14 protein-coding genes are annotated in these 12,966 nt (G+C 65.3%); 11 read left to right on the top strand and 3 right to left on the bottom strand.

Annotation, left to right across the window (positions count from 1 at the left end; all coding sequences use genetic code 11):
• Positions 1 to 14: 14 nt before the first annotated feature.
• Entirely contained in the window at positions 15 to 953 is a 939-nt protein-coding gene (locus tag ACNNMR_RS18420) for an alpha/beta hydrolase family protein (RefSeq protein ID WP_419995719.1), read from the bottom strand.
• A 122-nt stretch (positions 954 to 1,075) separates the two neighbouring features.
• Between ACNNMR_RS18420 and ACNNMR_RS18415 the strand changes: the two genes are divergently transcribed.
• Complete coding sequence (locus ACNNMR_RS18415; protein WP_419995718.1) at positions 1,076 to 1,654, top strand: TetR/AcrR family transcriptional regulator; 579 nt, start codon at positions 1,076 to 1,078, stop codon at positions 1,652 to 1,654.
• A 56-nt stretch (positions 1,655 to 1,710) separates the two neighbouring features.
• Here ACNNMR_RS18415 and ACNNMR_RS18410 read toward each other — a convergent pair whose 3' ends face one another.
• Positions 1,711 to 2,142 (bottom strand): OsmC family protein, encoded by a 432-nt coding sequence (locus ACNNMR_RS18410; protein WP_419995717.1) that lies wholly within the window; start codon positions 2,140 to 2,142, stop codon positions 1,711 to 1,713.
• Between the two features lie 192 nt (positions 2,143 to 2,334).
• On the opposite strand from ACNNMR_RS18410, the gene ACNNMR_RS18405 reads away from it, so the two are divergent.
• The 3 genes from ACNNMR_RS18405 to ACNNMR_RS18395 all read left to right on the top strand — a co-directional run bounded on the left by ACNNMR_RS18405 (position 2,335) and on the right by ACNNMR_RS18395 (position 5,548).
• A complete protein-coding gene (locus ACNNMR_RS18405) occupies positions 2,335 to 2,994 on the top strand; it encodes a TetR/AcrR family transcriptional regulator (RefSeq protein WP_419995716.1) in 660 nt (219 codons plus the stop codon).
• A gap of 86 nt (positions 2,995 to 3,080) precedes the next feature.
• A complete protein-coding gene (locus ACNNMR_RS18400) occupies positions 3,081 to 4,613 on the top strand; it encodes an MFS transporter (RefSeq protein ID WP_419995715.1) in 1,533 nt (510 codons plus the stop codon).
• A 143-nt stretch (positions 4,614 to 4,756) separates the two neighbouring features.
• The gene (locus ACNNMR_RS18395) at positions 4,757 to 5,548 is read left to right on the top strand and encodes an SAM-dependent methyltransferase (RefSeq protein WP_419995714.1); all 792 of its coding nucleotides are present in this window, start codon (positions 4,757 to 4,759) and stop codon (positions 5,546 to 5,548) included.
• A gap of 12 nt (positions 5,549 to 5,560) precedes the next feature.
• Here the strand turns inward: ACNNMR_RS18395 and ACNNMR_RS18390 are convergent, their stop codons facing one another.
• Positions 5,561 to 6,547, bottom strand: coding sequence for a questin oxidase family protein (locus ACNNMR_RS18390; RefSeq protein ID WP_419995713.1), 987 nt, complete (start codon positions 6,545 to 6,547; stop codon positions 5,561 to 5,563).
• Positions 6,548 to 6,749: 202 nt separating this feature from the next.
• On the opposite strand from ACNNMR_RS18390, the gene ACNNMR_RS18385 reads away from it, so the two are divergent.
• The 7 genes from ACNNMR_RS18385 to ACNNMR_RS18355 all read left to right on the top strand — a co-directional run bounded on the left by ACNNMR_RS18385 (position 6,750) and on the right by ACNNMR_RS18355 (position 12,789).
• On the top strand, positions 6,750 to 7,667 hold the full coding sequence (locus tag ACNNMR_RS18385) for a phosphotransferase enzyme family protein (RefSeq protein ID WP_419995712.1): 918 nt from the start codon (positions 6,750 to 6,752) through the stop codon (positions 7,665 to 7,667).
• Between the two features lie 412 nt (positions 7,668 to 8,079).
• Positions 8,080 to 8,730 carry a hypothetical protein gene (locus ACNNMR_RS18380; protein WP_419995711.1) on the top strand — a complete coding sequence of 217 codons (651 nt, stop codon included), beginning with the start codon at positions 8,080 to 8,082 and terminating at the stop codon, positions 8,728 to 8,730.
• Between the two features lie 271 nt (positions 8,731 to 9,001).
• Positions 9,002 to 9,778 (top strand): hypothetical protein, encoded by a 777-nt coding sequence (locus ACNNMR_RS18375; protein ID WP_419995710.1) that lies wholly within the window; start codon positions 9,002 to 9,004, stop codon positions 9,776 to 9,778.
• Between the two features lie 28 nt (positions 9,779 to 9,806).
• A complete protein-coding gene (locus ACNNMR_RS18370) occupies positions 9,807 to 10,121 on the top strand; it encodes a hypothetical protein (protein WP_419995709.1) in 315 nt (104 codons plus the stop codon).
• A complete protein-coding gene (locus tag ACNNMR_RS18365; RefSeq protein ID WP_419995708.1) occupies positions 10,051 to 11,007 on the top strand; it encodes a WXG100 family type VII secretion target in 957 nt (318 codons plus the stop codon). Before ACNNMR_RS18370 ends, ACNNMR_RS18365 begins: the two co-directional genes overlap by 71 nt.
• A 65-nt stretch (positions 11,008 to 11,072) precedes the next feature.
• Positions 11,073 to 11,405 (top strand): hypothetical protein, encoded by a 333-nt coding sequence (locus ACNNMR_RS18360; RefSeq protein ID WP_419995707.1) that lies wholly within the window; start codon positions 11,073 to 11,075, stop codon positions 11,403 to 11,405.
• 760 nt (positions 11,406 to 12,165) lie between these two features.
• Positions 12,166 to 12,789, top strand: coding sequence for a hypothetical protein (locus ACNNMR_RS18355; protein WP_419995706.1), 624 nt, complete (start codon positions 12,166 to 12,168; stop codon positions 12,787 to 12,789).
• Positions 12,790 to 12,966 lie beyond the last annotated feature (177 nt).

Here is a 12,966-nt window from a genome sequence, read left to right as displayed (position 1 = left end):
AGCTGTCTCCTCGCTCACTTGGACTCGACCGTTCCGTACGCATCAGGGCCGGTGAGCAGCTCCTCCTGCGCGTCCCGCCACGCGCTGTCACCGGGGCGCAGCGCGCTGCGCAGATAAGCCCCGGTCAACCGGGCCAGCGCAGCCAGCCGCTCGGGGCTCTCGTCCGTGGTCTCGGCCGCGTCGTATCCGGCGATCCCGCCGAGGCCGTGCTCCAGGTCGAAGAGCGTCAGCAGCGTCTTCGGCCCGGGCGCCAGGTGGTACGGGTCGTAGTGCCAGGCCGGGCCCATGTCCGTGAAGTGCGGGGAGTCGTCCTTGTCGCCGGCCACGACCAGCGCGGGCCGCGTCATCGTGGAGAAGTCCATTCCCCGCATGATCGGGACCTGGGGCGCCATCGGCCCGTTCAGGGCGTCGCCGCCCCGCCCGGGGGCTGCCAGCAAGACGCCCTGCTTCACGCGGGGTTCGGGGTGGCTCAGCACCTCCCCGGTGTCCGGCTCGACCGTCCGCGCGCCCAGGATCATCGCTGTGGTGAAGCCGCCGAGCGAGTGCCCGGCGAGGGCGACCGCCTCCCGGTCGAGCCGGCCGGCCAGCAGCGGCACGGTCTTCTCGATCTCGTCGAGGTGGTCGAGCACATGCGAGATGTCCTCGGCGCGCTCGCGCGCATAGAACGGGGCCCGCGGATCGCCCTCCCACAGGTGGCTGAGGGTGCGCGAGCTGAGATGCGTGGGCTGGATGACGGCGAAGCCCTGCTGCGCCCAGAGGGTGGCAAGGGGCTGGTAGCCGTTCATCGAGGACAGGTGGTGCGACGGGCCGTGGCCGTGGGACAGGACGATCACGGGCAGCTCGTCGCCGTGCTCGGGGGCCGTGACGCGCAGCTGCAGCTCCGCCGGGCGCCCGGGGATGGGCAGTGTCACGGGGGCGTACGAGAGAAGCGGGACGGCGGTGGTGGTGGACATGGACAGGCCTCCAGAAGGGAAACGGTACGATGTCCCGTTTGACGATACGGGACGCTGTCCCGTTTCGACAATCCGGGTAATGTTCCACGTGACGGCGACGGCCCGTACCGGAAGGAGCCCGCGTGCCCCCCGCACCCCAGCAGCCCGCCCGCGGCAAGCGCGCCGACGCGGTGCGCAATCAGGAGAAGCTCCTGGCGGCCGCCGCGGAGGTCTTCGTGGAGGCGGGCGTCGACGCCCCGATCCGGCGCATCGCCACAAAGGCGGGTGTTGGTACGGCGACGATCTACCGGCACTTCCCGACCCGCGCCGACCTGGTGGTGGCGGTCTTCCGGCATCAGGTCGAGGAGTGCGTCGAGGCCGGTCCGCGGCTGCTGGCGAGCGCCGGTTCGCCCTTCGAGGCGCTGCGGGAGTGGATCGATCTCTTCGTGGACTTCCTGGTCACCAAGCACGGCCTGGCCGACGCGATGCAGTCGGACGCGGCGGGCTTCGGCGCCCTGCACACGTACTTCCTGGACAGCTTGCTGCCGGTCGCTCAGCGGCTGCTCGCCGCGGCGGAGGAGGCCGGCGAAGTCCGGCCCGGAGTCGAGCCGTACGAGCTGCTGCGCGCCATCGGCAATCTGTGCGTCGGCGGCAATGAGGACCCGCGTTACGACCCGCGGCGCATGATCGCGGTGCTGCTGCGGGGGCTGCGGCGGCAATAGGGCACGCAAAGGGCGGCCGAGGCGCTCAAGCGCCCCGGCCGCCCCAAAGCCGTCTCTTACGGCAGCAGTTGTGCGTCCAGCGTGATGTTCTTCACCCCGGCCAGGGCCTGGCTGACCGGGCAGTTGGCCTTCGCGTCGGCCGCGGCCGCCTGGAAGTCCTCCTCCGACAGGCCGGGCACCTTGGCCTTGACGGTCAGCTTGATGCCCGTGATGCCCTCACCCGGCTGGAAGGTGACATCGGCCTGGGTGTCCACCTGCTCGACGGTGTAGCCCTTGCCGGCCAGGCCGTGGCTGAAGGCCATCGAGTAGCAGGACGAGTGCGCCGCGGCGATGAGCTCCTCCGGGCTGGTCTTCCCGCCGGGCTCCTCGGAGCGGGCCGGCCAGCTCACGTCGTAAGAGCCGAGCTTCGAGGAGTCGAGCGTGACGGTGCCCTTGCCCTCGAGGAGATTGCCTTCCCAGTGGGTCTGCGCGGTGCGAGTGGTTGCCATCTTCACTGCCTCCTGTGCATAGGTGCGATCAGTGTCCAAGCTATCGCTCTGGGCTAGGTGACGCGCATCACACCCGTCAGGCGAAATAACCGGGGAGCGCGTCCCCGTTTAGGAAGGCGTTGGCGAAACGGGGATCCGGTCCCCGCTTCGGTTCACACGAGACCGTACGACCCGTACGAGAGGAGTCGCACCATGAGCACGGACACCGCACTCCCGCGGCAGCGCGCATCGCGGCGCGACGCCTCCCGGAACCGGCAGCGCATCGTCGAGGCCGCCCGCCAGGCCCTGGTCGAGTACGGCACCGATGTGCCGCTCGACGAGGTCGCCCGCCGGGCCGGGGTCGGCAATGCGACGGTCTACCGGCACTTCGACGGCCGCCGCGACCTGCTCCTGGCGGTGATGCTGCACTCCATGGAGCGCATCGCCGAGGAGGCCGAGTCGGCCCACGACGAGGTGGACCACCCCTTCGAGGCGCTCCGGCGCTTCGTGCTCAGGGCCGCGGACGAGCGGATCGGCTCGCTCTGCCCGCTGCTGGCCGAGGGTTTCGACAAGGGCGCCCCGCCGCTCGCCGACACCCACGACCGGCTCGACCGGGCGATCGTGCGCCTGATGGACCGGGCTAAGGAGGCCGGGCAGCTCCGCGGCGACGTAGCCGTGGGCGACCTGATGGTCGCGCTGTCCCAGCTGACCAGGCCGCTGCCCGGCTCCGACTGTGTCGGCTTCGACCAGTTCGTCAGCCGGCACCTGCAGCTGTTCCTCGACGGACTGCAGGCCCCCGCCCGGTCGGTGCTGCCCGGGCATGCCGCGACCCTCGAGGACCTCAGGCAGAAACGAGACCCTGAATCGGACTAGCGCTCCTGCCAGGAGCCGTTGTCACAGTTCACTCACTCAGTTCTTTCACTCAGTTTTTCCACTCCGCAATCACAGATAGGCCCCTCATGTCCGAAATTGAGGCACAAACTCCGCCAAAGGCGGATCCACGGCGCTGGAAGGCCCTGGCCTTCATCGCCGTCGCGCAGCTCATGGTGGTGCTCGACGCGACCATCGTGAACATCGCGCTCCCCACGGCACAGCAGGACCTCGGCATCTCCGATGCCAACCGCCAGTGGGTCATCACCGCGTACGCCCTGGCCTTCGGTGGTCTGCTGCTCTTCGGCGGCCGCATAGCCGACCTCTGGGGACGTAAGAAGGCCTTCACGACCGGCCTCATCGGCTTCGCCGTGGCCTCCGCCGTCGGCGGCGCCGCCACCAACGAGGCGATGATGCTCACCGCCCGTGCCGCGCAGGGCGTCTTCGGCGCGCTGCTCGCGCCCGCCGCGCTGTCGCTGCTCGCCGTCATGTTCACCGACGGCAAGGAGCGCGCCAAGGCCTTCGGTATTTACGGCGCCATCGCCGGTGCCGGTGGTGGTATCGGCCTGATCCTCGGTGGTCTGCTCACCGAGTACCTGGACTGGCGCTGGACGTTCTTCGTGAACATCCCGTTCGCGATCATCGCCGTGCTCGGCGCGGTCTTCGTAATCCACGAGCCCAAGGGCACCCGTAACCGGGCAGGCCTGGACGTCCCCGGCGTGCTGCTGGCCACCAGCGGTCTGGTCGCGCTGGTCTACGGCTTCACCCGCGCCGAGTCCAGCGGCTGGTCGGACGGGCTGACCGTCGGCATGTTCATCGCCTCCGCGGTGCTGCTGGCCGCCTTCGTGGTCCTCGAGTCCCGGGTCAAGCACCCGCTGCTGCCGCTGCGCGTCATCCTCGACCGCAACCGCGGTGGCGTGTACCTCGGGCTTGGCATCGCGGTCATCGCGATGTTCGGCACCTTCCTGTTCCTGACCTACTTCCTGCAGGTCGTGCAGAGCTTCAGCCCGGTCAAGACCGGTCTGGCCTTCCTGCCGATGATCGCGGGCATGATCGTGGGCTCCACGCAGATCGGCGCCCGCCTGATGACCCGGGTCCCGCCGCGCCTGCTGATGGCGCCGGGCTTCCTGGTCGCCGCGGTCGGCATGGGTCTGCTGACCCAGATCGAGCCGGGCACGAGCTACGCGGCCCACGTGCTCCCGTCGCTGCTGCTGCTGGGTCTCGGCATGGGTACGGCGTTCATGCCGGCGATGTCCCTCGCCACCATCGGCGTCGAGCCGCGGGACGCGGGCGTCGCCTCGGCGATGATCAACACCTCGCAGCAGGTCGGCGGCGCCATCGGCACCGCGCTGCTGAACACCATCGCCGCCTCGGCCACCACCTCCTGGGTGGCGTCCCACGCCGCCGAGGCGCGGACCCTGGGCCGCGAGGGCTTCACCAACGCCGCCGCGGTGCACGGCTACTCCACCGCCATCTGGTGGGCGGTCGGCGCGCTGCTCCTCTCGGCCGCGATCACCGCGGTGTTCGTGACCGCGAAGGGCCAGAGCGGCACCGTCGCCGGCGGTTCGGGCGACTCCGCCACGGAGGGCGCCGAGGACCAGGTCCCGGTGATGGCGCACTGAACGGCTCACCGAGCCGGATGGCATGAGGGATGCCTGAGGCCCCGTCCCGCACCGACCGGTGCGGGACGGGGCCTTCCCGCGTACTGGCGCCAACTCCCCTTTGTACGGGCACACTTGAGCGACTTTCCGGCATGATGTGCGCCGTGGCCGACATCCCCGCGGTGGACCCCACCGTCCCCCACAACGCCCGCGTCTGGAACTACTGGCTCGGCGGCAAGGACAACTACGCCTCCGACCGCGCCCTCGGCGACCAGATGGCGGAATTCGTCCCCGTCTTCCCGCAGATGGCCCGCGCCAGCCGCGCATTCCTGCGCCGCGCGATCACCTATCTCGCGGCCGAGGCGGGCATCCGCCAGTTTCTAGACGTCGGTACGGGCCTGCCCAGCGAGGGCAACACCCACGAGGTGGCCCAGGCGATCGCGCCCGACGCCCGCATCGTGTACGTGGACAACGACCCCCTCGTCCTGGCCCACGCCCGCGCCCTGCTCACCTCCACGCCCGAGGGCGCCACGCAGTACGCGCACGTGGATGCCCGCGCGCCGGAGGAGGTGCTGGCGGCCGCCGGGGTGACCCTGGACTTCGAGCGGCCCGTGGCCGTAACGATGCTCAGCGTCCTGCACTTCTTCGACGACGAGGAAGTCCGCCGCACGGTCGGCACGATCATGGACGCCGTCCCGTCCGGCAGCCATCTGGCCATCGCCCACGGCACGTACGAATACTCGGACACCGTCAGCACAGCCGCCCTGGAGCACTGGAACGCCAGCACCACCACCCCCGGCCACCCCCGCGACCGCACCGCCCTCGCGGAGCTGGCGCTGGACGGCCTGGAGCTGCTGGACCCCGGCATCGTCTCCTGCGCCCGCTGGCGCGCCGAGGGCGCCTGGAAGGACGCCCCCGAGGTGCCCCAGTACGGCCTGGTGGCCCGCAAGCCGTAGCCAGGCGCCAGGTCACAGCGGGTCGATCATCTCCACGGCCCGTACGCCCGCGGCCAGAGCCGCCTCGTCTCCGACGTCGAGCGCCGTGTCGACGAACTTGATCGCATGCTCGTCGCCATGCTCCGCGACCCGCGCGAAGAGCTCGTCGGGGTCCGGGGCGGCCTCCTCGACCACGGCGGCCTCCGCCGGCCGGTACATCGCCGTGACGGCCGCGCTCGCCGCCCACGCGGCCGCGTAGCTCGGCGCCCACAGCTCGCGGGGGAGCGCGGGCAGCGTCCGCAGGACCGCGTTCGGGGCGGTGGCGGAGTGGACGAGCATCACCGCGTTGCCGTGGACGTACGACCCGTAGCGGTGCGTGGCGGCCCGCACCACCTCCGTGAGCAGCGCCGCCGCCTCCTCCGGCGAGGACGCGGGGCGCAGCGCGGTCAGCGTGTCCGTGAAGCCCGGCGTCTCCGGCAACTGCGCGAAGCGCATGTGGATGCCGAACACGGTGGGATCCGGGATCTGCGGCACCGCCGCCAGCGCGTCCGCCGCGGTCGTCGCGCCGCCGGGCACCGCCGTCACCGGCAGCGCCCAGTAGCGCGCGGCCCAGTACGCCAGCGCGTGCGCCAGCTCCGCGACCCGCGGCGCGGACGGGGCCCGCCCCGCCGCCTCCTCGTCCAGCAGCGCCCGGACCGCGTGTCCGGTACGGATCACCACATGCGTCGCGCCGCCCGCGAGCCCCGGCAGCAGCCGCGGCCACCAGGCGGCCAGCACGTCCCGCCACGGGGCCTCGGCCAGGCGCTCCGTAAAGAAGACGGGCCAGTCGCCGAGCCGCTTCGGGTCGCCGAGCGCCTCCCGCCAGGTCTCCTGGGTGATCCGCTCGCCCGGGCCAGGCAGCTCCTCCAGCCGCCCCTGGTACGCGTCCACCCAGCGGTGCACGACGCCCGCCTGCCCGTGCCGTACGAGGGCCTCCACGGCCATCGGGCCGTGATTGGTCAGCCAGCAAGCGAATCTCATAAGTACCTTGAGAAGAAATGGCGCGTGCTGCTCCTGCCCGACCGGTATCGCATCCGTTCTGCCTGGCGACTGATCTCTCAGCCCCCTCGTACGGGCTGAGTTCCGTCGGTACTGTCGAGTGCGTGTCCGGCGGGCGCTGGGTTTGGTCACCCATGTGGCGTGCGCTGGTTGATCGCGCGCGATTAGGGGAGCTGGTTCCGGCATGGCGTCTCAGGATGCTCAGCCATCGGCAGAGGGGTTCACTTCGGGGTCTGCGACGCGGGTGATGGCTGCGGCCTGCCGGTCCGCTGGACTGGAGGCGAGCGGGGCGGAGTTGATCCGCTTCGGTGAGAACGCGTTGTTCCGACTGGCTTCGGCCCCGGTCATCGTGCGGGTGGCACGTGGGCCGGAGTGGATGTCGAAGTCGCGCACCGAGGTTGCCGTTTCGCGCTGGCTGACTGATGAAGGGTTTCCGGCTACTCGGATCATCGATGATCTGGAGCAACCGCTGTCCATCGATGGGTTCCCGGTGACCTTCTGGCACCTGATCGTAGAGGGAGACAGAAAAGCCACCTACGGTGAGCTCGGGGCCATCCTGCGGGATCTCCACTCCCTGACGTTGCCAGCCGGCCTGGAGCTGCCGTCGTACGAGCCGTTCGACAAGTCGGAACTGCGGCTCGACCTGGCGGTGATTCCGGACGATGACAAAAAGTTTCTTCGGAAGCGGGAACGGGAACTTCGCGACAAGTACGCAGATCTCCGATTTGAGTCGACCAAGGGGCCTGTCCATGGGGATGCGCATGTACAGAACCTCATGGTGAACGAGCGCGGGCAAGTGATCCTGATCGACTTCGAGGGCTTCTGTTTTGATCAGCCGGAATGGGATCTGATGGTCACGACGGTGGAACATCACAGCCTGGGCTGGCAGACGGACGAACAGTATGCGGACTTCGTGAGCGCCTACGGGCGGGACCTCTACGACTGGCATGGATACGCGACACAGCGGGGAATCCAGGAATTCTCGATGACCACTTGGCTCATGCAGAACGTGGCGGAGAGTGAGAGCGTTGCGGCGGAGTACCGGCGCCGTATCGCTGGACTCCGGGATGACGATGCGCCGCGTGACTGGCGTCCCTGGTAGCCCAGGAACCTTAAAAGCTTGATCCGATCTTGTAAACGCGCAGGTAATGGAGCTGCGGTGGCTTGTCCGTTGGCCAGCTTCCTCACGCAACGAAGCTTCTCGTTATGTTGCCGGGTGGCTGTCGCTCCCGGCAACATAACGAGAAGCTTCGCCGCGTCACGGGTACGGGGCGACCATCTGCCGCTCCGTTCACCCTCACCCTCCGCGATGAGATCCGCTCAATAACGTCGCCATGCGCGGACTCTTGGACGAGTAGGGATAGGGGTGGCGACTCAACGACACGCAGTACCTGGCCTATCTCACGATGCGGAAACTCATCGACCCAGCAGCATCAAGGCCCAGTGGCGGCGGATCACGTCGAAACGGTAACGTGAGGCACCCGAAACCACCGTCGCAACTGGGGGAGAAGCTCGTGGTCCGCCACACCGTGCAAGCCGCTGCTACAACTGCCATCGCAACGCTCGTTCTCACAGGGTGTGGCACGGGGGATAGCGGACAAGCGGACGACAAGATCGAGGGGGCCAAGTCCTCGCCGGCGAAGACCACAGCTCCGCCGAGCACGGCTCCTGGGGAACCGGAGATCAAGCTGCCCAGCAGCATGAAGCTGGTCTTCGAGAGCTGGAAGTCCGATGACCCCAAGGAGCAGGCGGTACTTGATTCGGGCGCGCAGGCAGAACGTGCGACCTACGAAGCGCTGACTCAGAATCCTGCCAATCCCGACTCGAAATTTGTCGCGATCTACCACATGAAAGGCACTGGGGCCTGGTCCGACGTGCAGAAGTACATCGGTGGCTTTAAGAAGGCAGGTGCCACAGTCAAGGGCACCACTCGCTACCTTCCTCCCAAGGTAGCGGTCAAGGGCAATCGTGCATCGATCGTGTTCTGTGCGGACGAAAGCAAGGTCGCGTCCCTGGAACGGCAGAGCGGCAAGGTCCTCTCTGCTGCAAAGCCGAACTCGTACACGCGCTACAGCGAAGGTCTGCAGAGGAACGATAACGTCTGGCAGGTTGTCAGCGTGGCGAGCAAGGAAGGTGGATGCGACAGTCGGGGGGTAACCCAGTGAGGGTAGCTCGAATTACAGCCGTCGCGCTGGGGCTGGCGTGTTCAACGACGATGGTCTTGCTGTCAGCTCCTGCCGCCGTAGCGGGTCCGACGGTTCCTGGGGGCGGCACCAAGGGCGGGGCGGACGGACCTGAGATCAACGCTGGAGTGAGCACCAGAGCAGTAATCCACTCTTCGTCCAGCGCTGCCGGGGAGGGCGAGCCCGTCACGCCGGTCAACACCAACTGGACCCCACCCCGTGCTGGTACGAACCCGTAGCGACGCCGCAGCAATTGGAGAAGGCTGTCGACAAAATTCGACCGGGCAGCAATCTTGTTCATGTAACAAAGTATCTCTCCTGGGGCAAAGACCTCATGCATCAGCACTTCCGAGACGACAAAGACGGAGACGGCGCTAAGAACTACAACCTCGACAAGCAAGGTGAGGGCATGTGGTGGCGCTCGGTCGTCAATCCATACCGGGAGGATGAGATCGACCCCATGGAGTGTGAGGAAATCATGTTCTGGGTCGATGAAGGCGAGAAGGCCCCAGTCCCCGAGGCGGTCGACCCCAAGACGTTGGCCGGCTACGCCTACGACAGCATTAAGGTCCCGAAGACCGAGGTGCAGATGAACCCTAAGCCTGATTCTGCGAAGGTCAATCTGGCCTCCTGGATCTGGCAGAAGCCGGGCACGTTCCAGAAGGTAGATGTCAAAGCTGAACTTCCCGGCACCGGACTGTGGGCTACCACGACCGCAACCCCAAAGAGCCTGCATCTGGAGCCTGGTACCGACGACGCGGTGGTTCACCCTGCTTCGGGTGAGTGCCCGATCAACGAAGACGGCAGTATCGGCGAGCCTCACCACCGCGGCGACGCCGACAAGACGCCGCCATGCGGGATTACCTACACCCGGTCCTCGGACCATTCCGGCCCGTATCAGATGACGGCGTCCATCACCTGGGAGATCCACTGGAACGGATCGCAGGACACCGGAGGCGACCTCCCCGACGGAGTCTTCGAGGCCAAACAAGCGGTGACCGTCAAGGAAGTGCAGACCGTGGTTCGCTGACTAGTCACGCCAAGGGGTAGGGGTAGCTATGAGTGATCTCATCATCGATTACGAGTTCCTCATGCAGACACGGAACAGTCTGCGCCGGATACGGGAGTTGATGGAGAAGCCGGGGCGTGAGATGGAGGACGTGTCCGGCGAGGCCATGGGGGTATACGAACTGGCCAGCAAGATGGATGATTTCGGCGATGAATGGTCCTACGGGATCAAGCAGCTGACCAACTTCTCCGACTCTGCGGCCAAGGAACTGGATCACATCAAGCGCAGTTTCGATGAGGTGGACACGAAGTTGGCTAAGGCATTGGACCGGCCGGCCGAACCACCTAGGTACGTCGAAGCGTGAAGCTGAAGAATACGGGGTTCACACGTGTTTGATCCATCGAATAACCCATGGCAAGTACTCGCTCAAAGAGCGATTTCCTGCCCTAGGCTTCGTTCCCTGCCCTGGGCATCCTGGAACCGCCGAGACCGTAGCAGCAACGGTGGCCAGGACGGCGAAGGCGCTAGAAGATATATGTCATGTCCTGGATGGCACTGGTCGAGGTGCCTGGACAGGGCAAGCCGCAGAAGCTTTCCGCGAGAAATTCGACAACGACTTCAAGCCTAAGATGAAGGACGCTAAGAAGTCTTTCGTCAAGGCGGCTCGGGCGCTTACGCATTGGGCGGAGGACATGCCCAACTGGCAGGACGAGGCTCTGAAGTTGGAGGCCAAAGCCCAGTTCCAGAAAGATAAGGCGGGCCATGCTACTCACGAGCTCGGCAAAATACCGGTCGCGAACCCCTTTGATACGCCGAAGTCGAATAGTGAGCGAAAGGATCAGGAGAAAGCTGAGAACAAGCGTAAGCATTGGGGGTCGGTCCGCGATTCCGCCAATACCGAACTAGTCAACATCCGGCGTGCAGCTGAGACGCTCGCGAGGAACTACAACGATGCTGGCGAACGCGTGGCCAATCAGCTCGACAAGGCCATGGACATCGCCCCTGATGAGCCAGGACTCTGGGATAAAATAGGCGATGTCGTAAAGACCGTGGGACAGGCGCTCGGGGCGTTGAGCGAGATTCAAATTGACTCGATCAATGCGGTATTCGATGATGCCGTCGATTGGATCAAAGATCACGCCTATGCCATCGGAGCAATCGGCGACGTGTTCTCGACTGTCAGCGCTATGTTGGGAGTTCTGGGCCTAGGCCTTGTTGCTTGTCGCCGATTTTCCCTCCCCTTGCGCTAGTTGGTGGAGCGGTACTCACGTCGTCATCTGCCGTTGCCGGTGTCGCGCTTATAATTCATGGAACGGTGCGACTGGCGAGCGGCAACGCGAATGCGGTGCCCAATCGCACCATTGCGCAGGATGTACTTGGCGCTATTCCTTTCGGCGACGCTTTGAAGGTCGGCGGCAAAGTGCTTGATTCGACTGCACTAGGTCCCACGATCGACCATGCTGGAAACTTTGGCCTAGTGGATTCCTGGGCGGGACTCTTCGGCGACCCTACAGCGCTCGGCTACTTCAAGCCGGACGGCGGGCGGCAGGCGGCTGAGATGTTTATTCCTGGAGGTGGTGGACCTATGATGGTTGCCCTGGAGAACGCATGGAAGACGGGAAGCGGGAAGGACCGCGCTGCACGGTAGGACGCCGGCGGTCAGCCACTTCCCCAGCAAGTGCGCACGGTTTCACCCGCAAACGGGAAGGTTTCGACAGCTATTTGGACCGTTTGACAGAAGGTATCCAGTGAAAGATTCTGAGATCAGGAGTAAATTCGATGGTCGAGGGAGGGTGGAGGTCAAGCTTCACGGTCTTGAGGTATCTGATTACGGTCGAGTGAACGCGCTGGCGTACGTGCATGGCTACGATGTTGTAGCGGCTGAAATGATATCGCGTTCGACTTACCGAATGCTATTCGTCCGCAATGATTCGCCCGAGGTGCGCGCACGCGTAGAGCAAGCGAACATCAATGCACGCCAACCGGGCCCTCTACCGACTGACTATCCTGGGCAGCATCCACGCCCCTTCCACGCTTGGGGAACGTGGGTCACGCCTGGCGAAGTTGCGGAGGCTAAACTAAATACACAGCTAACTCGCGTGAACACTGTCGCACCGCTTTGGATGGTTCCGGGTGCGATTGCTATTGGGCTCGTGGTTGCGGCTTGGTATAACAGGCATGACTCTGGAGCTGTCCTCGTATTGGGCTACCTGGCGGCAATTTTTGTTTTTGCCGCGATTGGACTGCCAATTCTTACGCTTCGGCGCCGGAGTCGAGATCAAGCAGTACTCGAGCAGTATCGTCGCCAGCAGGCGGAGAACGTGCAGCCTCCACCGCCACCGCCGAGTATCCCGCCCAATAATCCCACGGGTCCACCGGATAGTGACTAGGGGACGCGGCCTTCGAATATGACGCGAATCGAATTTACCGTTCCGGATGGATATCAACGTATACCTATTGGCTTGAGCCTGCCGGAGGCTCAGGATCAGATCGAGGTCAGGCTGAAGGAAGCAGCAGCGCCACCGACCACTTCCGTGAAGAAGGAAATGGCGAACAATCTCCATGCGTTCTCGCGTGCCTTGGAGCTGAGCGGCACACTCTTTGCCGGTGTATATCTGCATGGCGTAGGAGATGGCCTCGATTTCGGGGCGCTTCTAGTCGGGACGCATCCCCTTTCTTTTCCGGATTCAAAGACAGCTGTCATGGCCATTTCGGCCGCGGCTGGCCAGCAGGTAGGCGGAGGTATTACGCGCTCTGTCTTTGAGCTCCCTTGCGGGCCGGCGGTGGTGCTTGCTCATCAGGAACTGCAGGAAATATCGGCGGAATTTACGCCGACCAGCGAACCAGTCTCGGTTGAGATGTCGATGTTTCGCGTCATTGTTCCAATTTCTCAGAAGGTGGACAATTCTGGGGAGCATGTTGCTGTAATTAACCTTCAGTTTCTAGGGTCTCAAAATTTTCAGCTGTTTTCCGAACACCTGGCCAGCCTTATGCGGAGCTTCATATTCCGGCCAGATTCAGAAGAATCTTGATGAGTGCTGGTACCTGCACGGGCACGGAGTGATCAGGTCAGTAGCCCGTCGGTGGGCCGTCCTACCCGGTTTCGCCCCTGTGCTATCGGTACTCGTAGCCCTAATCTTCCTCCAGCCGGGCCATCGCTTCACGTACCTTGCCGTTGAAGTCGGCGACGGCGGGGGGTCTGCTGCACG

The organism is Streptomyces boninensis, assembly GCF_048572725.1.
GTDB classification, from domain to species: domain Bacteria; phylum Actinomycetota; class Actinomycetes; order Streptomycetales; family Streptomycetaceae; genus Streptomyces; species Streptomyces boninensis.
The sequence above is the reverse complement of the archived record's forward strand: the minus strand, read 5'-3'. Positions and strand labels throughout refer to the sequence as shown.

Bases quoted from the DNA above. Each gene is read 5' to 3' on its own strand.
- ACNNMR_RS18400 (WP_419995715.1), top strand. From the start codon at position 3,081: ATGTCCGAAATTGAGGCACAAACTCCGCCAAAGGCGGATCCACGGCGC.
- ACNNMR_RS18420 (WP_419995719.1), bottom strand. From the start codon at position 953: ATGTCCACCACCACCGCCGTCCCGCTTCTCTCGTACGCCCCCGTGACA.
- ACNNMR_RS18365 (WP_419995708.1), top strand. From the start codon at position 10,051: ATGAGGTGGACACGAAGTTGGCTAAGGCATTGGACCGGCCGGCCGAAC.
- ACNNMR_RS18390 (WP_419995713.1), bottom strand. From the start codon at position 6,547: ATGAGATTCGCTTGCTGGCTGACCAATCACGGCCCGATGGCCGTGGAG.
- ACNNMR_RS18385 (WP_419995712.1), top strand. From the start codon at position 6,750: ATGGCGTCTCAGGATGCTCAGCCATCGGCAGAGGGGTTCACTTCGGGG.
- ACNNMR_RS18355 (WP_419995706.1), top strand. From the start codon at position 12,166: ATGACGCGAATCGAATTTACCGTTCCGGATGGATATCAACGTATACCT.
- ACNNMR_RS18410 (WP_419995717.1), bottom strand. From the start codon at position 2,142: ATGGCAACCACTCGCACCGCGCAGACCCACTGGGAAGGCAATCTCCTC.
- ACNNMR_RS18405 (WP_419995716.1), top strand. From the start codon at position 2,335: ATGAGCACGGACACCGCACTCCCGCGGCAGCGCGCATCGCGGCGCGAC.
- ACNNMR_RS18370 (WP_419995709.1), top strand. From the start codon at position 9,807: ATGAGTGATCTCATCATCGATTACGAGTTCCTCATGCAGACACGGAAC.